The sequence below is a fragment of the Rhizobium deserti genome, assembly GCF_004358025.1.
Classification (GTDB): Bacteria; Pseudomonadota; Alphaproteobacteria; order Rhizobiales; family Rhizobiaceae; genus Neorhizobium; species Neorhizobium deserti.
Genome location: NZ_SMTL01000001.1, coordinates 191,633 through 208,966, shown reverse-complemented (window position 1 = coordinate 208,966; position 17,334 = coordinate 191,633). Strand labels below are relative to the sequence as shown.

Genomic DNA, 17,334 nt, shown 5'->3' with positions numbered 1-17,334 from the left:
CGCCACCTCAACATACCAGGAAGTATAAGCATGGCAGACGCCCTCAAAGTTGGTATTGCGGGTCTTGGCACTGTGGGTGCCTCTCTCGTCCGGATCATCCAGAGCCGAGCGGACGAGCTCGCAACGACCTGCGGCCGTGCGATCGAGATCACTGCCGTCACGGCGCGTGACAAGAGCCGCGACCGCGGTTTGGATCTAAGTGGCATCTCATGGATCGATACGCCGGAAGCGCTCGCTTCCGAAGCAGATATCGATGTCTTTGTTGAGCTGATGGGCGGTGCGGAGGGCGCTGCTGCCAGATCGGTACGCACCGCGCTCGAAAGGGGTCTCCATGTGGTGACAGCCAACAAGGCTCTTTTGGCGGCGTCGGGCGTGGAACTCGCCAAGATTGCTGAAGAGAGGGGTGCGCTGCTCAACTTCGAGGCGGCGGTGGCTGGTGGCATCCCAGTCATCAAGGCTCTGCGGGAATCGCTTACCGGCAATACGGTTTCGCGCGTCTATGGCATCATGAACGGCACCTGCAATTACATCCTGACGCGGATGGAAAAGGAGGGGCTGTCGTTCGCCGACTGCCTAAAGGAGGCGCAGCGCTTGGGCTATGCCGAAGCCGATCCCGCCTTCGACATCGAGGGCAATGATACGGCCCACAAACTGGCGATCCTGACGACGCTCGCCTTCGGCACGCAGATCGCGCCGGACGAGATCTATCTGGAAGGCATTTCCAACATTTCCATCGAGGATATCCATGCGGCGGCCGACCTTGGCTACCGCATCAAGCTTTTGGGCGTCGCCCAAAGAACGGAAACGGGAATTGAGCAGCGCGTTCACCCGACCATGGTGCCGCGCGATTCTGTTATTGCGCAGGTGGATGGCGTCACCAATGCCGTGGCCGTCGAATCCGACATCCTCGGGGAGTTGCTGATGGTCGGTCCGGGTGCCGGCGGAAATGCCACTGCCTCGGCCGTTCTCGGCGACATTGCCGACATCGCTAAAAGCCAGCTGGGCACGCAGCGCGTGCCGGTGCTCGGAACGCCGGCCGTTGCTCTTGCTCCCTATAAGCGGGCGCAAATGCAAAGCCACGAAGGCGGCTACTTCATCCGCCTCACTGTGGCCGACCGCACCGGCGTCTTCGCCAGTATTGCCACCTGCATGGCAGAGAACGGCATTTCGCTGGAATCCATCGTGCAGCGTGGCAAGCCCGATGGCGCAGAGTCATCGAAGACGATCATCCTCGTCACCCATGCCACCATGGAGGATTCCGTTCGCAAGGCTGTTGATGCCATCAAGGCGGAAAGCTATCTGGCAGGCGAGCCGCAGGTCATCCGCATCGAACGCCCGCAGACTTTCTGAAGCTGACGCTTCGCGCCGACAGGCCTGATGGGCCATGGCGGAACGTCACGTCGAAGCCGGTCGAAGGCCATTCCTGTTTCTGCGTCGATGCGCTAGAAATGAGGGATGAACACCAGACTTACGCCTGCAATTCCCTTGACGACGTCACCTGTCGATCCGGTTCCGCGCGCCTTCCTGAACGTCGAACGATCAGCATCCGGACAGCGTTGGGTATCAAGGCTCGACCAGGCGGCGCAGAACCGTGCGCTGGCGATCACGCAGATCCATAGCATTCCCGAACTCGTTGCCCGCGTGCTTGCCGGCCGCGGCGTCGCCTTGGACGATGCGCCTGCCTTCCTCGATCCGACCATCCGCTCGTCCATGCCGGAGCCCTTCACATTGACAGATTGCGAGAAGGCTTCGCAAAGGCTGGCCAACGCGATCGATCGGCGCGAAAGGGTGGCGATCTTCGGCGACTACGACGTCGACGGCGCCTCCGCCTCGGCGCTTCTTTATCGTTTTCTGCACCATTTTGGCATCGATGCGGAAATCTATATTCCGGATCGTATCTTTGAAGGCTATGGGCCAAACCCTAATGCCATACGGCAGTTGATTGGCAAGGGTGCCCAGTTGATCGTCACCGTCGACTGCGGTTCCACTAGCCATGAAGCGCTGGCGGCGGCCCGCGACGAAGGCTGCGATGTCGTGGTCATCGATCATCACCAACTGGGCCATGAACTGCCGCCATGCCTGGCTCTCGTCAACCCGAACCGGGAGGACGACCTTTCGGGGCAGGGGCATCTCTGCGCCGCAGGCGTCGTCTTTATGGTGCTGGTGGCGACGGCCCGGCTCTTGCGCGAACGCGGCGACCCGCGATCACGAACGCTCGATCTGCTAGCCTGGCTCGACATCGTGGCATTGGCGACTGTCTGTGATGTGGTCCCGCTCAAGGGCCTTAATCGCGCCTACGTGGTCAAGGGCTTGTTGGCCGCCCGCCATATGGGCAATGTCGGGCTGGCAGCTCTGTTCAGAAAAGCCGGCCTCGGCGGCCCGGTCACGCCCTATCATCTTGGCTTCTTGGTTGGGCCGAGAATCAATGCCGGCGGACGCATCGGCGATGCGGCACTTGGCAGCCGGCTGTTGACGCTGGAGGATGCGGTGGAAGCCGAGGAAGTCGCAGGACAGCTGGACGATCTCAATCGCGAACGGCAGGCGATGGAGGCCGCTATGCTGGCGGAGGCGGAGGCGGAGGTGCTTGCGGAATACGGCGACGGAGAGGGAGCCTGCGTGCTGGTGACCGCGCGTGACAGCTGGCATCCGGGGATCGTCGGTCTGATTGCTGCCCGCCTGAAGGAGAAGTTCAAGCGTCCGGCCTTCGCCATTGCATTCGATGCTTCCGGCAAGGGCTCCGGCTCGGGCCGCTCGATCAACGGCTTCGACATGGGCCGCATGGTACGTGCCGCCGTAGATGCGGGCCTGCTGGTCAAGGGCGGTGGTCACGCCATGGCAGCAGGCCTGACCGTCGAACGTGGTAATCTTGGGCGCCTACGAGCCTTTTTCGAGGAGCAAGCCGGCCAAGGCGTTCCCTCACTGGTTGCCAATCACGTCATGAAGATCGATGGGGCGCTTGCCGCCTCCGGCGCGACCGTTGCCCTTTTCGACGAGCTCGAGCAGGCAGGCCCCTATGGCTCAGGCCACCCGCAGCCGATCTTTGCAATTCCGTCGCATCGCCTGAAAGATGCTCGGTTGGTCGGCGCGGCGCATGTCAAGGTGACGCTGGAGGCGCTCGATGGGTCACGACTTGAAGGCATAGCTTTCCGGGCGGCAGAAACGCCGCTTGGCAATCTGCTTCTCAATTCTCGCGGCGCGCAGATCCACGCGGCCGGTTGCTTGAGCGCCGACCAGTGGCAGGGCAACCGACGTATTCAGCTGCGCATACTGGATGCTGCGCTTTCGCCGTGAGGTGACGGAAATGGGTGGGAAGTGGCACGCCCTAGGGGAGTCGAACCCCTCTTACCAGAATGAAAATCTGGTGTCCTAACCGATAGACGAAGGGCGCGTACGCTTCGTGGCGCTCTTATAGAGAGGGCGTCGAATTGCTGCAAGTGCAATAAGAAGTTTTTTCGCTCCAATAATGCGGGGAAAAAACTGCGCCAAGCTCGATAATAAGTCGAGAATATTGTAAACGATAACAGGAAGTTGGGGAAGGGAAGTGGCACGCCCTAGGGGAGTCGAACCCCTCTTACCAGAATGAAAATCTGGTGTCCTAACCGATAGACGAAGGGCGCGTACGCTTCGTGGCGCCCTTATAATAACGGTGCATGATCGCCGCAAGCGCAAAAATGCACTTTTTGACAGAAAGACGACAAGAAAATCATCCGTGCAGCGGCTGCTGATGACACCGGATTGAACATATGAAACAACATGTTGAGGAAGAGAAGTGGCACGCCCTAGGGGAGTCGAACCCCTCTTACCAGAATGAAAATCTGGTGTCCTAACCGATAGACGAAGGGCGCGTACGCTTCGTGGCGACCTTATAATAAGGCAATTTCCTTCCCGCAAGCGCGGAATCAAGATTTCTACAAAATAATGACAGCGGCCGTTTGCTGACATTCTCATAGAAACTCTGGCGATATCAGCAGCTTACGTTGGTCCCTTGCGCGCTGGTGCCGCAAGCGGACGGCGGCAGCGGCTGACGTGGCGTGAAGACGCTGCCGGTGGCCGGGCTGATGCTCGCGCCAGACGGACTCGCACCGGCGCCGGAAGGGGCTGGCGCTGGCGTTGCGGAAGAAAAGATACTGACGCTGCCGGCGCGTACGCCGGTCGGCTGGGTCGCCAACCCGGCAATCGAAGGCGGCTGTTGCGGAGCAGGCGGAAAGCCGGCGGGTGCGCCATCGGGACCGGGTTGCTGGCCAGCTGGTGCCCGTGCCTGACTGTCTGACTGCTTCGTGGACACTATCGGATCGACGTAGCGATTGGAAGCTGTCGTGCCGCCTTTGGCCGTCGCCGGAGCTTCGCTACCAGCGGGCTCTGCAGCCTGCGTTGCCTCCGGTTCTGCCTCGGCCGTTGTCTTGGCGGTCATGCAACTAGTCAGCATGAGCATCGACAGGCAGGCGGCGCCCAGGCGGACCGTCAGCATGCGGAAGGAGAAAACCGATACGAGCACGTCATGTCCCTGGCTTAGCGTCGCCGCTCTCGATGCGCGAATCGACTGCCGCAGCATCTCGTGGAAGCGGGGACACGGCAAGAGGAGTTGCGGCGGCAAGGTCACCGCCGCGTCTTGTTTACCAACTGCCGATATTCGGCATGGAAGCCCAGGGCTCTGAAACCGGAAGGTTCTCGCCTTTTTGCAGGAGTTCGATGGAAATCCCATCCGGCGAACGCACAAAGGCCATCCGGCCCTCGCGCGGCGGCCGGTTGATGGTGATGCCGTTGTCCTGCAAATGCTTGCAGAAGTCGTAGATATGATCGACTTCATAGGCGAGGTGGCCGAAGTTGCGGCCACCGGAATAATCTTCCGTGTCCCAGTTATAGGTCAGTTCCACGCAGGGGGCGAGATGCTCCTTGGCATGCGCCAGATCATCGCCAGCAGCCAGGAAAACCAGCGTGAAGCGGCCCTGCTCGTTGTCGATCCTGCGGATCTCCTGGAGGCCGAAAACGGTCGTGTAGAAATGAAGCGAGGCGTCGAGGTCCTTCACTCGAACCATAGTATGAAGAAAGCGCATTTGAGAGGCTCCATGATATCCGGCTGAACTCGGTGCGGATATGGCGCAGGCGCCAGCCTGGAGCAAGCCACCCCCATTAGAAAGCTCGTTATAAGCAAGACGGGGACTTGCGCTGGACGGTTACCGCAATGTTAATCTATCCTCTCAAGAATCAGTTAACCGTCATGTCGTAACGCGTAATCGAGGGGCCGATAAGATATGGCAGACAGGATGTCATCGAAGGGCATTGCCAGTTTCGAGGAACTCCCGGGAGATCCGGTCGAGTTGATCGAAATCACGGGGGTCGTGAAGTGGTTTGACGTCGCCAAAGGCTTCGGCTTCATCGTTCCGGACAATGGAATGCAGGACGTTCTCCTGCACGTGACCTGCCTGCGCCGCGATGGCTACCAGACCATCCTTGAAGGCACTCGCATCGTCGCGATGATCCAGAAGCGGGACCGCGGCTACCAAGCCTTCCGCATTCTTTCCATGGATCAGTCGACAGCGGTGCATCCGTCCGACATGCCGCCGGTCCGCACCCATGTTCAGGTGACCCCGACGAGCGGGCTGGAGCGGGCACTGGTGAAATGGTTCAACCGCACCAAGGGTTTTGGCTTCCTGACTCGCGGCGAGGGGACCGAGGATATTTTCGTCCACATGGAAACGCTGCGCCGCTTCGGATTGACCGAACTGCGGCCCGGCCAAGTGGTACTGGTCCGCTTCGGACCGGGTGACAAGGGGCTAATGGCCGCCGAAATCCATCCCGATAACCCCAGTCCAGGCAATCGAGCCCATTGATGCGCAATTCACTTCCGAACCTTATCAAAGGCGCCCTTGCGGCGCTTTTTCTGTTATTGGCCGGTGCGGCCTCAGGCCAGCAGGTGACGTTTTCGCAGCAGGAGCTTCTGATCAAGAGCTCCGAAAAGACCCACAGGTTCACGGTGGAACTGGCGCTCAATGACAAGCAGCGCGCCCAGGGGCTGATGTTCCGCAAGGAGATGGCCCCTGACCACGGCATGCTGTTCGATTTCGACGAGGTGCGCCCGGTAGCCATGTGGATGGAAAATACCATTCTACCGCTGGATATGCTGTTTATCCAGAAGGACGGCACGATCTCGCACATCCACGCCGATGCCGTTCCTTACTCTCGCGACGTGATCGATTCGCGAGGTCCGGTCGCCTTCGTGCTGGAGCTCAATGCCGGACGCGCAAGGGCGCTCGGCATCAAGATTGGCGACAAGGTCGTCAGCAAGCAGATTGGCAATGCCGGCTGATCCGTTGTGCTTTTTCAGCGTCTTGAATAATTGCATTTTGCAGTTGCGGGGCTGCATTTAACCGTGTATCTCGCAATCACGTGAGTAACGGAGTGTAGCGCAGTCTGGTAGCGCATCTGGTTTGGGACCAGAGGGTCGGGAGTTCGAATCTCTCCACTCCGACCACGCTTTCAGCGGTGGCTCGCTCGCCAGGGTGATGGGGTGCTTCAGGCAATGGCTGCTAAGATCTTTCGTCCAGCAAAATCCGCGATGCAATCCGGCAAGGCAAAAACCCATCTCTGGGTGCTGGAATTCGATCAGGAAGAGTCGCGGCGTATCGATCCAATCCTTGGTTACACATCCTCTCGGGACATGAAGCAGCAGGTTCGCCTGACATTCGAGACGCAGGAACAGGCGGAAGCCTACGCCAAGCGGGAAGGCGTGGAATACCGCGTTGTGCCGCCGAAGGAAGTGGCACGCCAGGTGGTTTCTTACACGGACAATTTCCGCTTCAACCGCATCCAGCCCTGGACGCATTGAGTGAGCCTCGCGATGTGGCTTACATCATCGGGATTGGCCCCTTAGCTCAGCTGGATAGAGCACCTGCCTTCTAAGCAGGTTGTCGCAGGTTCGATTCCTGCAGGGGTCGCCATTCATCTATGCAGCGCCAGATACCTCTGGACTATCTCAAGAATTCCTGGACTCTGCGCCCTATACGTCTGGACTCCTCAGCATCTTCAGCGAACTGCCTCTGGCTTCAGTTGGCTCTGGTGTGGTTTTTGTATTTGCGGGCTCATTCCGCCGCAGGGCAGGCACCGCATAGTAATTATTGGGCTGCCATTGTATAGCCAAGCGCCAGTTTCAGCAGTGTCGACGGGAATGCCTTATTCCGTTTCAATCGATGTCACGTCGGGGATGACGGATCGGCTAACGCCGTGATCGCCTAAAAACAGGATGCAGAGTGGGCGACATACAGATGGCTCGCGTGGATGTACTCCGATAAGTAGCCGGTCTGCACTCATAAATAGGCGCGCTAATTGGTCTTAGTCATTATTGCAATACTATTGGCGTCCGTTCCTGTTTCTGCGCAGGACTGTAAGAAGAAATGCTGCCGCGGCTAGGAACTTCCTTGTTCGGTGGAAACAGCCTGCAGGAGAGCCTGTAAGCTTCTTCCATTTCAGGATTAGCCAGGGGACCTAGAAGCGGCATCGCTGGGCTTGTGAATCATGTGAGCCGCCCCCCTGTGGGGCGGCTTTTTCGTTCTCACCAAACAACACCACCATGACCGCGATGCGCAACAGCGCCGCGGCATGAGCTTCCACGTCTAAATCCAGCATCACCGGAGAACACCATGAACACGACCGTGCAGCTTCTGCGGCGGAGGCACCGCCATAATTTCAACGGCTTCAAGGGCGCTGCCAAGCGCATCGAGGATATCGATCTGCCGCGGCTAGGTGCTCAGATCGGCGTGGGTGAGGACGAGCTTCACGCCTTCACGGAGGCGGAGAATCGAGGGTCAGGCTTCGACATCCAAGGCCGGCCGCGCATCCTCTTCGAGCGCCACAAATTCTATAAGTACTGCCCCGAAGGGAAGCGTGCTGCCGCGGTTAAGGCTGGTCTCGCCAATCCCAAAGCTGGTGGCTACGGCAACGAGAGCGAACAGTACGGCAAGTTGGCCAACGCCATAGCGATGGACGAGAATGCGGCGCTACTGTCCTGCTCCTGGGGCCTAGCGCAGGTCATGGGCTTCAACCACGAGCTTACCGGCCATCCGACTGTCGAGGCGATGATCCTTGCCTTCAAGGATGATGAGGAAGCTCACCTGCAGGCAGCGGTCACCTTTATCAAGGAGTCAGGCCTTGCTGACGAGTTGCGGCGCCATGACTGGAAGGGTTTCGCCAAGGGCTACAATGGCACCGGCTATGCCGTGAATAAGTACGACCAGAAGCTCGCCGCTGCTTACGCCAAGTGGGCGAAGATCAAGGACACGCCATTTGAGGCTGCGGCCGCGCCGGTCGTGCCGGTCGCGCCGCCTCAGTCTGCGCCGACCGATGACAAGCTGATCGAGAAGGTGCAGCAGCTTCTCCGCAACAAAGGTTATCCAGAAGTCGGCAATGTCGACAACAAGCCAGGCAGCCGCACCCGGAACGCCATCCTCGCCTTCGAGGCTGATAATGGGATGCCGCTATCTGGCGCCGTGTCTGATGCCCTGCTCGTGGCGCTGATCAAGGCTCTGATCCGGCAGAATGCACCAGCGCGCGAGAACGCCACTGCCAAAGACCTGAAGGACGCGCCGAGCGTCAGATGGGCGACATGCTGAAGAAGCTCGGCGCTGGCGTGTTGGCTGCCAGCAGCCTTGGCAGCTTGGCTGAAGGTGCAGGCGACCTCAACCAGGTCGTCAGCGGTGTGAACAAGCTGAAGGCTGTTACGGACGTTCTGCTGTCAGTCTCGCCCTGGATCCTCGGTGCTGTCGCTGGCTCAGTGGCGATCTACTTCGGATCGAACTTCATCAAGGAGCAGGTGCAGGCAGTTCGTGATGGGAGGTCTTTTCCGGGGAACACTACCGATAGCCGGCACGTCTAAAGGAAAAGGGCCCGCCACTGCATCTGGCGAGCCCTTCCGTCAATCATCACGCTTAGGGGGCGTTTAGAATGCTCCAAGATTAGGCTTTATGATTAACGCCAAGTAAGTGTAATGCCACCGCCATCAAAGGCTTCGAATATCTTCTTTCGCGCGACGACTAGACATTCGAAGGTTGGGGCATTATCACAGCTGGCGTATGTAGTGTAGTTTTGTTGGAAATTGATCGGCTTAGAGATCGATTTCTTATTCAATCGGGCGTTTAAGCTGAATACGCCAGCCTCAAAATCCAATGTGATTGAATAGGCGGTTTATGCAATTGAAGTGAGTGCTTGCCGTTCTGTTCACATACAATTATGAGCGCATAATTGAGAAAAGTGGTTTATCTTCATGTCGGGACACATAAAACCGGCACCACATCAATTCAGTATTACTGCGCAAACAAGAAATTCTATTTAGGTGACAATGGTCTTAAGTTTATTGAAGTTGAGCTGACAGACCCAAAGACAGGCAATATAGAAAGTAATCCTAACAGTTTTTTGCTGGCGCATTACTTTCTTCGCGATGACCTCGTGACGGTTATGCGTTCGGTCGCGATTGATATCGAGACGTTTGAATCAAAGTGCTTCGAAACCGCGAAATCGGTCCAAGAGATCATTGAAAACACTCCCCACCGCCGATTGTTGATTAGTTCCGAGGCATTTTGTTTCGCGAGGACCGATGCTGAAAGGTCTGCTATTTCCGGTTTTTTTGAAAGATTGGATTGCGAAGTACGTCCGATCATCGTGCTTCGCTCACAAGCTCAGTGGAGAGAAAGCTTCAAAGCGGAATTGGCAAAAACAAAATATTCTATCCGAAATAGCGGTCTACCCGACTGTAACCGAGTCGACTCGGACTGGTATTTTGACCGCAAAGCGGTCGTCTCCTTTTGGTCGAGCTTCGGCTCTCCCATTGTTTTGAACTACGAAGAGGCGATGGTCTCGTATGGCTCAATCATTCCGTCGCTGCTCAAGGCGGTCGGGATAGAGGTGGCACCTGACAGTGAGTCTTATTTTCTCAACCGGCGGCAAACAGGGCGCTGAATCTAGGGCAAGTCCTCTGAACTAGGAACTGGAGGGGATTCCCATTTGGTTGAAATAATGATTCCCTGCCTGCGGTTGATTTGGCGGGAAGATAGGATGGCGCGAGCGCTGGGTGGTGATCTTCGCAGTCAGGTTTTGGCGGCGTTTGAGGGCGGTATGTCTGCACCGCAAAGGCGTGCGCGGATCTGCGTGCCGCTACTGCTCACTGACATCGCACGCGTCGTCGAACCTAATTATCTTTATTAAGTGAATATATCGATTTTTCCCATTTCTCGTACACGGTATCGTAAAGCCAAAGATCGAGACTCAGCCGCCTTTTAAGGGCCCGTTTCACAAGTGGATCTTTAATATCGATAGTCCGTACTGCTGCTGCCTTGTTTATCAGCTGATCAGGCGTCAAAAGAGGTATACCTAGTTCGCGAGACAGCATATTTATAAAGCCTGGAAGATCGTCATTGATGCCAATCGCAGCGAAATATTCGACCGCCTGAAGTGCCTGGTCACGCATGCCCAGATGAAGCGGGCGGTCACTCCCGATCCCTTCAAACCCATCCACAAAATAACGGGCTTGATTATTGTCAAAGTAGCGCAACCCGATCGCATCAAGATCTGTAAGAAACCGGTCGAGCTCTTCGGGATCGGAAAGATTGGTAGATCCGATTGTTTTAATGACGTGCTGGGTTGGCTCTTTGAACATATCGCGTTCTTCAAAAAACTGCGGCAGATTATAGTGATCCAGCCAGAGGATGTGCGATGCAAGTTGCTTAATTGGATCACGTATCAGTGTGAAGCGTCTCGGCGACCAGCCCCTCTGCTGCTCGACCTCAAGCCATCTGCTTAGGATAATGTGACCGGAGCGTAACGACACTGGTGCAGTAGTTGCTAGTCGCCCTGGCTCCTCGCAATGATCTAGAAAGCGGTTTCCTAATGCGGTACGCAAAGTTTCATTGACATAAGAACCTGCTGTCTTTGACACGTGCATAAAAAAGAATGCGTTGGATGGTAGATCCGATCGAAGGTTATCATTGTTGTCAGACATTTGAGCCGTGGCACCCGTGAGCTTTAGCTTGTGACTTATGGTGAAGCGCGTTTGCCAATACTTCGGAATATTTAAGTTAAAGGTCAACAGCGACGGCTTGGCTTTCGGTTTAGGACCTCGAATACATCCTCCGCCATGTCAGTGCACCTTCTGTCCGGCTATCTGCAACAAGGACTTGAGAACTCTTGCCAGGTCCGGTGGCTTGCCCCAATCCGTGTCTTGCGCGCAATGAGGGCAAGGCATGGCTGCAGCCCACACCTGCAGGCATGCATTCCCAACCCAGCTTGTTCGGGTGATCCTCGCAAAGCCACTTCGTGTCCCGGCAAGACCAGCAAGCCACAACCATAGCCACACCTTCTGTGCAGAATTTAATCAGAAGGAGTAATGGTAATCCTTACTCATATTCGCGACAACTTCGCGAACGCATTTTTTCCGCGGTGGAGCGAGTGGTGGGCGGCTAATTTGCTGATGGTCCTTGGCTTCGTTCTAACAAGCAATCCCGACTTGATGGCGAGCAGCAAGTCGAACGCCTACCAGCTGATGCTGATGATTTTCACGCAAGAGACCTGGTCGGCGGTGATGAAGGTCTTCGCCTTCTGCAGGCTTCTGGTCCTGCTGATCAACGGCGCCTGGCGCCGGAGCCCGCACCTACGGGCAACAGGAGCCTTCCTGAGTTGCTTCTTTTGGGTGCAGATCACCCTGTCTGTCGCTCACCGCCGGCTTTCTGTTTATATTCGCGGCCGGCGTTGTCGTCCTCGACTTCGTAAACTTCATCCGCGCCCTGAGAGACGCGCGGATCGTCGACTTTACCCATGCCATTGCGAGGAAGACTGAAGATGGACAAGTCTGAAATTCTGACGAACCTCGGCATCCTCGTTGCAGGGATCTTCGCGGGGTTGATCGCCTACTTCGGGAAGAAGCCACCTGCGCCTCCTCACCACCCGGACACCATTGTTGCTGGTGTCGGCATGGAGCCAGGCAACCGTCTTCAGATGAACCAGCTCATTGCCGAGACGAAGCGCTGCGCCGACAGCCTGGCTGTGCTTGCTGATCGAAAGCAGGCCTCGACGGAGGCGAAGCTCGATCTTGTGCTGCAGGAGCTGGCTGAGGCGGAAGAGGGGGACCTGGAGGCTAAAGCACGAAGGGCGCCACGAAGCCCACAACAGCGAAAGCCACGAACAGGAGGATGAGCGCAAGCAGCGCCCAGTTAGGCAGTAGGTCGCTTGGCCATGCAACAAAGTTCGGTTCTTACAGTTGTTATGGCTGATCCCTGGTGATGGAGATGTCAATGCCAACGACTGGACTATTGAGCTGCATTAAGCATCGTCGTAAATCTGGGGCTGCTCCTATAGTCGATCTACAACATTCTTCCTACGAGGAATGCTATGCAGCCTTGCTGGTCGATGCCGGTTTGCTAACCGATGAAGAGCGGACTAGTTACCTGTTGAGCGCGTTACTTGAGAAGCCTATTGCGCAGCATCCGCGACATTAAGGACCTCGTAGGCAAGCGAGATATCGTTTGCCTCGCTGCCTCTGCTGGGTGCAGCATGTTTCTCGGTCCTGTCGGTATTGCGGTTCCATCGCATCACACGTATCAGGTCGTTAGAACATAGAAATGTTAACTGACAGCTGAGGCGGTGCGGCATGCTCAAAACCATCAGGCGCTTGATCCTGATGCTGTTCTTTGGTCCGACTAAGGCCACAAGTCCTCCACCACTTAACGACGACCAACACTTTCAGCTTCAACAGTTCCAGATGGGGTTGATGTCGGAAGCTGATTGGCATGACCTCCTCGATCACGATCCAGTATTGTCAGCGCACTTCCGCTTCAATCATCCTGTCGTGGCAAGTCGTACCTAACGGCCTACACATCAGTTGCCTGGCTCCGCCGTCAGCTCATCAACAAGCGCCTTCGCGCGGTCGAGACACACGGTGTAGCCCTCCGCAACGGTCGCAACTGGTCGATGAGCGCCGAAGTCCATAACCGCATTGCCGCCAGGCGGCGTGATCACAGCGCAATGGTCGAGTAGACTGTAGATGGCTATCCGGTAGCCTTTAAACTCTTCGACATGGTTCGGCATCACCAGAAGACCCAAAGCCATGCCTGAAGAGCACCCAGCGATACGAGAGCGACGAGAGCCATGAAGATCGCAAGATGAATGCCGGTGGATATCATGCGACTCAATCTGTGCTGGAGATGCGACACGCTATCACGAGCGGTGCCCTCGGCAAGAAGACGTGTTCGGCTGGGCAGCACCGATGTCTTCTGGTGATCAGAGAGCATTTCTTGCAAAAGCATCGAGCAGCGATGTAAGCCTCACGCATCACTAAACTTAAGGATCTTGGCCCGCTTTCACTGAGTCGTCTTCGGGCGCCGCCTTGCAGCGAACGTAAAGCTCTATCTCGATAAGCGCGCCATGAGCACGCGCTGCGGCCTTTACGTCGTTCAGGCTAATAGATCGGTGTGGATCCTCCGCCAGCAGATCATTAACCAGCCAGTTGAACATATCGTCGCCTTTAATCAACATCCTCTCACCGGCCGAGCCTCTCGCCATAGGCCGCGTTTTTTGTCACCCATAGGTAAGTCTCATTTTCTGCTTGTCCCATAGATCCTCGACGACCTTAGCCGCTTCCGCCACTGTCGTCTCCCAGCCGGTGTTGGGCTGGTAAACTTTCCCCTTTTGGGTACTGGATCGCCCATCTCCATTTCCCCGCCTTCAGTGTCTGCTGGTCGAGGTAGATCCGGCCGATGTTCGTCTCGCCATCCCAGCCTATGAAGTCCTCGTGCAGCTTCCCGCCTAAGCCGGTCTCTTTGCCCGATATGCGCTGCCAGCGGTATTTCTTCTGCCAATCCATTCGACATGGGAATCCTTATATCCGGGCAGGGGTCAAGCGGTGAGGCGCGCAGTTAAATTTGCCAAGCAAATCAATCAGTACAAATTCGCCCTCACCTAGGCGCATATTCGTTGTTTTTATTGATTAATCCGCCACATATCGCAACCCTGCAGGGGTCGCCATTTCACCGGCCGCTATACCTTACCTTGCGAGAAAGCCGCCAAATATCACATTTGCAGGATATGCATATTGGCCGCGGTCAACGAAGCCGTAGCGGTATAGGCAGGCCCTCAACGCCGCATTGTAGCGCAGACTGTGATTGTTCAGGTCGCCATGGGGCGGGGTGGCGGATTCCGGTATGCAGGTCCTCAACGCCGAGTGATAGCGGGCTTCAATAACGGGATCTCCTGCGATGCGCAGCCCGCTATAGGTCTGATAGTTGGATGGCGATTCGGCGGCAGAAATGCAGGCGAGGCTAAGAGCCATTCCGACTACGACTTTTGCTTTCATGTCACACTCCATTTCGCTTGATTACGGTCGGCGGAAAACGGGGGCCTGAAGCCTTTGTTCCCGCAAAAGGCGATCTTCATGCCCCTGACCCCGCTGTTACTCGCCGATCACAGCTCCGCTCCAATAGCGGCTTTCGTCGGCGCCAACCAAACCGACCGCATTCCAGCCCCATTGCCGATTCCAAACGGCCGCATTCCCTGGCGATGCTGCTGTTCAGTTGTCTTGCGTCCCACCAGGGAAGGTCAACCGCGTCGAGCGGTCAGGGTTTGCAAAGCGTTTACAATGCATTGAAGTTGTTCTGCCGAGTGGTTCGGCCCGACGTTACGCGTTCGTTCAAATCCTTGGACGGGGATTATAGTGACAAGACTACTAAGGGCCGTTTCGGCCTCCTTCATTGCGATAGCCTGCGCCTCACAAAGCTGCGCTGAAGACAGGCCGCTGATCTGGCAGCCCAGCAAGGTTTCCGACACCAGCTATTCAGTCAAATTGGGCTTGAAACTGCCGATGAAACTTGAACCGGAGGCTGGTTTCGACCTCGGTGTGGATGCGTCCAAGGACGGCGCCGTGGTCGATGCTCCGCTAAAGTTCTGGGGTAGCTTGAAGGCCCAGTCCATCCAGCGGCCGGCCTATGAAATGAACCGCGACATCGGCCTTGATGTCGACGGCGTTGCTGGCAGCGCCGCCATCACCATGAACTACTACGAAAAGCACATTGCGACGTCGGCGATCGATGTGGAGCGTCAAAGCAGTTATTCCGTGCGCTATGACAGCGGGACGCAGCAATGGACGGGGATCGATGTCGCGCAGTCGGTAAAGGTATCACGCTCCGCCACTGGCACGGCCGTGGTTGTCAGAGCGACGGGAACCGATAACTTCAAGAAGGCCGAGGCCGGTCTCGCACTGGAGCAGAAGTTTGGCGACCATATAACTTTGAGCGGCTCTTTGGACAGGGCATCCAGTTCGTCTGATCCGATTAGCAGCATCAATGCCAGCTATGCCGTCAAATGGTGATGGCAGAAGGAGACGGCGCCGAGGCGCCGCCGTCGGCGCTGACGAACTAGTGTAGGATCTGGCTAAGGAAGAGCCTGGTCCGCTCGTGCTGCGGATTGTCGAAGAACTCGGCTGGCGAATTCTGCTCGACGATCTGACCCTGGTCCATGAAGATCACGCGGTTAGCAACCTGGCGGGCAAAGCCCATTTCGTGGGTGACGCACAGCATGGTCATGCCTTCTTCGGCCAGGCTCACCATTGTGTCGAGCACTTCTTTGACCATTTCCGGATCGAGCGCCGATGTCGGCTCGTCAAACAGCATGATCTTCGGCTTCATGCAGAGCGAGCGGGCGATCGCCACACGTTGCTGCTGGCCGCCCGACAACTGACCAGGATATTTATGGGCCTGTTCCGGGATCTTGACGCGCTTGAGGTAGTGCATAGCCACTTCCTCGGCCTCCTTCTTAGGCATCTTACGCACCCAGATCGGCGCCAGCGTACAGTTTTCCAGAATCGTCAGATGCGGAAAAAGATTGAAGTGCTGGAACACCATGCCAACCTCGCGGCGCACCTCATCAATCTTCTTCAGGTCGTTCGTGAGCTCGATATCGTCGACGAAAATGCTGCCGGATTGGTGCTCCTCGAGCCGGTTGATGCAGCGAATCATTGTTGATTTACCCGAGCCTGAAGGGCCAGCAATAACGATACGTTCGCCCTTCATCACTTTGAGGTTGATGTCGCGCAGCACGTGGAAGTCGCCATACCACTTGTTCATGCCGATGATCTCGACGGCGACGTCGGTGGAGGAGACGGTCAGTTTCTTGGGTTGGGCGTCAGCCATGAGTTTCCCTTTTTATCGTTTGTGGCCGGTATCAAGATGCCGTTCCATGAACGCGGAATAGCGCGACATGCTAAAGCAGAAAATCCAGTAGATGAGGCCTGCGAAAACCAGACCGGTCAACGGCGTCATCGGAGTGATCCAGGTTGTATCGGTGAAGTTGAGGCGGATGATGTTCAACAGATCGAACATGCCGATAATGGCAACCAGCGACGTGTCTTTGAACAAGCCGATGAAGGTGTTCACGATGCCCGGGATCACAAGCTTGATCGCCTGCGGCAGGATGATCAGTCGGGTCTTTTGCCAGTAGCTGAGGCCAAGAGAATCGGCGCCTTCGCCTTGTCCCTTGGGGATCGCCTGGAGACCGCCGCGGATGACTTCTGCCATGTAGGCGGAGGCGAAAAGCGACACACCCACCACGGCGCGCAGAAAGTTGTCGATGCTCCAGCCGGTCGGCAGGAACAAGGGCAACATGACGTTGGCCATGAAGAGAACCATGACCAGGGGCACGCCGCGAATGATCTCGATGAAGAGGATGCAGAAGGTTCTCAGCACCGGCATGGGTGAGCGTCTGCCCAGGGCCAGCAAAATGCCGACGGGGAAGGAGACGGCTATGCCGACGAAAGACAGGATCAGCGTCACCATCATGCCGCCCCACAGCGGTGTTTCGACCCGATCGAGGCCAAGCACGTTGCCGTGCAAGAGGAAGAAGGACACGACCGGATAAACGAGGAACAACAAGACGGCGTTGAGCGCCTTGTAGGGCAGTTTCGGCATGAGTAGGGGGACGAGCAGGACGATCAGCATGATGCCGACCAAGATCACACGCCAGCGCTCCTCAAGCGGATAGCGGCCGAACATGAACTGCTGGAAGCGGTCGCCGACGAAGGCCCAGCAGGCGCCTTTCCAGCCATCCGGACGGATGCCGCCCTGGACGACGGTGGCACAGACAGAGCGGTCGGCACCGAACCAGCTGGCCTGCACGAAGAGCCAATTGATGATGCCGGGAAGCGCGAGCGCCAGCAGCGCGAGCGCTAAAATGGTGAGAACCACATCCTTCGGCGTTGCTAGAAGATTGGTGCGAAGCCATCCGCCGATCGTCTTGGTGCTGATCGGTGGCGGTTCCGGCGCGATCATGTCGCGGCGAACATAGGAGAGATCTTTGGTCGACATT

General features: G+C 56.9%; 21 protein-coding genes and 5 tRNA genes. 14 read left to right on the top strand and 12 right to left on the bottom strand.

What is annotated here, in order from left to right; translation table 11 throughout:
- The first annotated feature begins 30 nt into the window (after window positions 1-30).
- Window positions 31-1,350 (top strand): homoserine dehydrogenase, encoded by a 1,320-nt coding sequence (locus E2F50_RS01125; protein ID WP_133314230.1) that lies wholly within the window; start codon window positions 31-33, stop codon window positions 1,348-1,350.
- Between the two features lie 105 nt (window positions 1,351-1,455).
- Window positions 1,456-3,291, top strand: coding sequence for a single-stranded-DNA-specific exonuclease RecJ (recJ, locus tag E2F50_RS01120; RefSeq protein WP_133314229.1), 1,836 nt, complete (start codon window positions 1,456-1,458; stop codon window positions 3,289-3,291).
- A gap of 22 nt (window positions 3,292-3,313) precedes the next feature.
- Here recJ and E2F50_RS01115 read toward each other — a convergent pair.
- From E2F50_RS01115 to gloA, 5 genes are all read right to left on the bottom strand, one after another.
- Window positions 3,314-3,388: transfer RNA gene (locus tag E2F50_RS01115), tRNA-Glu, on the bottom strand.
- A gap of 154 nt (window positions 3,389-3,542) precedes the next feature.
- Window positions 3,543-3,617 (bottom strand) — tRNA-Glu (locus E2F50_RS01110).
- A gap of 153 nt (window positions 3,618-3,770) precedes the next feature.
- Window positions 3,771-3,845: transfer RNA gene (locus E2F50_RS01105), tRNA-Glu, on the bottom strand.
- Between the two features lie 119 nt (window positions 3,846-3,964).
- Window positions 3,965-4,495 (bottom strand): hypothetical protein, encoded by a 531-nt coding sequence (locus tag E2F50_RS01100; RefSeq protein ID WP_133314228.1) that lies wholly within the window; start codon window positions 4,493-4,495, stop codon window positions 3,965-3,967.
- A 118-nt stretch (window positions 4,496-4,613) separates the two neighbouring features.
- Entirely contained in the window at window positions 4,614-5,054 is a 441-nt protein-coding gene (gene gloA / locus E2F50_RS01095) for a lactoylglutathione lyase (RefSeq protein WP_133314227.1), read from the bottom strand.
- Between the two features lie 198 nt (window positions 5,055-5,252).
- Between gloA and E2F50_RS01090 the strand changes: the two genes are divergently transcribed.
- The 8 genes from E2F50_RS01090 (at window position 5,253) to E2F50_RS01055 (ending at window position 9,948) form a co-directional block, all read left to right on the top strand.
- On the top strand, window positions 5,253-5,831 hold the full coding sequence (locus E2F50_RS01090; RefSeq protein ID WP_133314226.1) for a cold-shock protein: 579 nt from the start codon (window positions 5,253-5,255) through the stop codon (window positions 5,829-5,831).
- On the top strand, window positions 5,831-6,307 hold the full coding sequence (locus tag E2F50_RS01085) for a DUF192 domain-containing protein (protein ID WP_133314225.1): 477 nt from the start codon (window positions 5,831-5,833) through the stop codon (window positions 6,305-6,307). The genes E2F50_RS01090 and E2F50_RS01085 overlap by 1 nt, the downstream gene beginning before the upstream one ends.
- 88 nt (window positions 6,308-6,395) lie before the next feature.
- A tRNA-Pro gene (locus tag E2F50_RS01080) sits at window positions 6,396-6,472 on the top strand.
- A gap of 48 nt (window positions 6,473-6,520) precedes the next feature.
- Complete coding sequence (locus tag E2F50_RS01075) at window positions 6,521-6,826, top strand: ETC complex I subunit (protein ID WP_133314224.1); 306 nt, start codon at window positions 6,521-6,523, stop codon at window positions 6,824-6,826.
- A 35-nt stretch (window positions 6,827-6,861) separates the two neighbouring features.
- Window positions 6,862-6,938 (top strand) — tRNA-Arg (locus E2F50_RS01070).
- Window positions 6,939-7,637: 699 nt separating this feature from the next.
- Window positions 7,638-8,606, top strand: coding sequence for an N-acetylmuramidase domain-containing protein (locus tag E2F50_RS01065; protein WP_133314223.1), 969 nt, complete (start codon window positions 7,638-7,640; stop codon window positions 8,604-8,606).
- Window positions 8,600-8,869 carry a hypothetical protein gene (locus E2F50_RS01060; protein WP_161973934.1) on the top strand — a complete coding sequence of 90 codons (270 nt, stop codon included), beginning with the start codon at window positions 8,600-8,602 and terminating at the stop codon, window positions 8,867-8,869. The genes E2F50_RS01065 and E2F50_RS01060 overlap by 7 nt, the downstream gene beginning before the upstream one ends.
- A 365-nt stretch (window positions 8,870-9,234) precedes the next feature.
- Entirely contained in the window at window positions 9,235-9,948 is a 714-nt protein-coding gene (locus E2F50_RS01055) for a hypothetical protein (RefSeq protein WP_133314221.1), read from the top strand.
- A 229-nt stretch (window positions 9,949-10,177) separates the two neighbouring features.
- Here E2F50_RS01055 and E2F50_RS01050 read toward each other — a convergent pair whose 3' ends face one another.
- Window positions 10,178-10,987, bottom strand: a complete 810-nt coding sequence (locus E2F50_RS01050; RefSeq protein WP_133314220.1) for a hypothetical protein — start codon at window positions 10,985-10,987, stop codon at window positions 10,178-10,180.
- Between the two features lie 384 nt (window positions 10,988-11,371).
- On the opposite strand from E2F50_RS01050, the gene E2F50_RS01045 reads away from it, so the two are divergent.
- The 3 genes from E2F50_RS01045 to E2F50_RS01035 all read left to right on the top strand — a co-directional run bounded on the left by E2F50_RS01045 (window position 11,372) and on the right by E2F50_RS01035 (window position 12,847).
- Window positions 11,372-11,821 (top strand): hypothetical protein, encoded by a 450-nt coding sequence (locus tag E2F50_RS01045; protein WP_133314219.1) that lies wholly within the window; start codon window positions 11,372-11,374, stop codon window positions 11,819-11,821.
- Between the two features lie 2 nt (window positions 11,822-11,823).
- Window positions 11,824-12,177 (top strand): hypothetical protein, encoded by a 354-nt coding sequence (locus E2F50_RS01040; RefSeq protein WP_133314218.1) that lies wholly within the window; start codon window positions 11,824-11,826, stop codon window positions 12,175-12,177.
- A gap of 454 nt (window positions 12,178-12,631) precedes the next feature.
- On the top strand, window positions 12,632-12,847 hold the full coding sequence (locus tag E2F50_RS01035) for a hypothetical protein (RefSeq protein WP_133314217.1): 216 nt from the start codon (window positions 12,632-12,634) through the stop codon (window positions 12,845-12,847).
- A gap of 11 nt (window positions 12,848-12,858) precedes the next feature.
- On the opposite strand, the gene E2F50_RS01030 is transcribed toward E2F50_RS01035, so the two are convergent.
- From E2F50_RS01030 to E2F50_RS01015, 4 genes are all read right to left on the bottom strand, one after another.
- Window positions 12,859-13,089 carry a hypothetical protein gene (locus E2F50_RS01030; RefSeq protein WP_133314216.1) on the bottom strand — a complete coding sequence of 77 codons (231 nt, stop codon included), beginning with the start codon at window positions 13,087-13,089 and terminating at the stop codon, window positions 12,859-12,861.
- A 231-nt stretch (window positions 13,090-13,320) separates the two neighbouring features.
- Window positions 13,321-13,515, bottom strand: coding sequence for a hypothetical protein (locus E2F50_RS01025; protein WP_133314215.1), 195 nt, complete (start codon window positions 13,513-13,515; stop codon window positions 13,321-13,323).
- A 94-nt stretch (window positions 13,516-13,609) separates the two neighbouring features.
- The gene (locus E2F50_RS01020) at window positions 13,610-13,843 is read right to left on the bottom strand and encodes a hypothetical protein (RefSeq protein ID WP_133314214.1); all 234 of its coding nucleotides are present in this window, start codon (window positions 13,841-13,843) and stop codon (window positions 13,610-13,612) included.
- 180 nt (window positions 13,844-14,023) lie between these two features.
- Window positions 14,024-14,332 carry a hypothetical protein gene (locus E2F50_RS01015; protein WP_133314213.1) on the bottom strand — a complete coding sequence of 103 codons (309 nt, stop codon included), beginning with the start codon at window positions 14,330-14,332 and terminating at the stop codon, window positions 14,024-14,026.
- Between the two features lie 504 nt (window positions 14,333-14,836).
- Here E2F50_RS01015 and E2F50_RS01010 point away from each other — a divergent pair.
- Window positions 14,837-15,343 carry a hypothetical protein gene (locus tag E2F50_RS01010; protein WP_133314212.1) on the top strand — a complete coding sequence of 169 codons (507 nt, stop codon included), beginning with the start codon at window positions 14,837-14,839 and terminating at the stop codon, window positions 15,341-15,343.
- Between the two features lie 46 nt (window positions 15,344-15,389).
- On the opposite strand, the gene E2F50_RS01005 is transcribed toward E2F50_RS01010, so the two are convergent.
- The gene (locus E2F50_RS01005; RefSeq protein WP_133314211.1) at window positions 15,390-16,163 is read right to left on the bottom strand and encodes an amino acid ABC transporter ATP-binding protein; all 774 of its coding nucleotides are present in this window, start codon (window positions 16,161-16,163) and stop codon (window positions 15,390-15,392) included.
- 12 nt (window positions 16,164-16,175) lie between these two features.
- Window positions 16,176-17,333 carry an amino acid ABC transporter permease gene (locus E2F50_RS01000; protein WP_133314210.1) on the bottom strand — a complete coding sequence of 386 codons (1,158 nt, stop codon included), beginning with the start codon at window positions 17,331-17,333 and terminating at the stop codon, window positions 16,176-16,178.
- Window position 17,334: the final 1 nt, after the last annotated feature.

Excerpts from the sequence above, each read along its gene's own strand:
- E2F50_RS01060 (WP_161973934.1), top strand. The coding sequence starts at position 8,600 with ATGCTGAAGAAGCTCGGCGCTGGCGTGTTGGCTGCCAGCAGCCTTGGC.
- E2F50_RS01010 (WP_133314212.1), top strand. The coding sequence starts at position 14,837 with ATGAAACTTGAACCGGAGGCTGGTTTCGACCTCGGTGTGGATGCGTCC.
- recJ (WP_133314229.1), top strand. The coding sequence starts at position 1,456 with ATGAACACCAGACTTACGCCTGCAATTCCCTTGACGACGTCACCTGTC.
- E2F50_RS01030 (WP_133314216.1), bottom strand. The coding sequence starts at position 13,089 with ATGGCTTTGGGTCTTCTGGTGATGCCGAACCATGTCGAAGAGTTTAAA.
- E2F50_RS01020 (WP_133314214.1), bottom strand. The coding sequence starts at position 13,843 with ATGGATTGGCAGAAGAAATACCGCTGGCAGCGCATATCGGGCAAAGAG.
- E2F50_RS01065 (WP_133314223.1), top strand. The coding sequence starts at position 7,638 with ATGAACACGACCGTGCAGCTTCTGCGGCGGAGGCACCGCCATAATTTC.
- E2F50_RS01045 (WP_133314219.1), top strand. The coding sequence starts at position 11,372 with ATGGTAATCCTTACTCATATTCGCGACAACTTCGCGAACGCATTTTTT.
- E2F50_RS01085 (WP_133314225.1), top strand. The coding sequence starts at position 5,831 with ATGCGCAATTCACTTCCGAACCTTATCAAAGGCGCCCTTGCGGCGCTT.
- E2F50_RS01090 (WP_133314226.1), top strand. The coding sequence starts at position 5,253 with ATGGCAGACAGGATGTCATCGAAGGGCATTGCCAGTTTCGAGGAACTC.
- E2F50_RS01025 (WP_133314215.1), bottom strand. The coding sequence starts at position 13,515 with ATGTTGATTAAAGGCGACGATATGTTCAACTGGCTGGTTAATGATCTG.
- E2F50_RS01035 (WP_133314217.1), top strand. The coding sequence starts at position 12,632 with ATGCTCAAAACCATCAGGCGCTTGATCCTGATGCTGTTCTTTGGTCCG.
- E2F50_RS01005 (WP_133314211.1), bottom strand. The coding sequence starts at position 16,163 with ATGGCTGACGCCCAACCCAAGAAACTGACCGTCTCCTCCACCGACGTC.
- gloA (WP_133314227.1), bottom strand. The coding sequence starts at position 5,054 with ATGCGCTTTCTTCATACTATGGTTCGAGTGAAGGACCTCGACGCCTCG.
- E2F50_RS01125 (WP_133314230.1), top strand. The coding sequence starts at position 31 with ATGGCAGACGCCCTCAAAGTTGGTATTGCGGGTCTTGGCACTGTGGGT.
- E2F50_RS01000 (WP_133314210.1), bottom strand. The coding sequence starts at position 17,333 with ATGTCGACCAAAGATCTCTCCTATGTTCGCCGCGACATGATCGCGCCG.
- E2F50_RS01015 (WP_133314213.1), bottom strand. The coding sequence starts at position 14,332 with ATGAAAGCAAAAGTCGTAGTCGGAATGGCTCTTAGCCTCGCCTGCATT.
- E2F50_RS01040 (WP_133314218.1), top strand. The coding sequence starts at position 11,824 with ATGGACAAGTCTGAAATTCTGACGAACCTCGGCATCCTCGTTGCAGGG.
- E2F50_RS01075 (WP_133314224.1), top strand. The coding sequence starts at position 6,521 with ATGGCTGCTAAGATCTTTCGTCCAGCAAAATCCGCGATGCAATCCGGC.
- E2F50_RS01050 (WP_133314220.1), bottom strand. The coding sequence starts at position 10,987 with ATGTCTGACAACAATGATAACCTTCGATCGGATCTACCATCCAACGCA.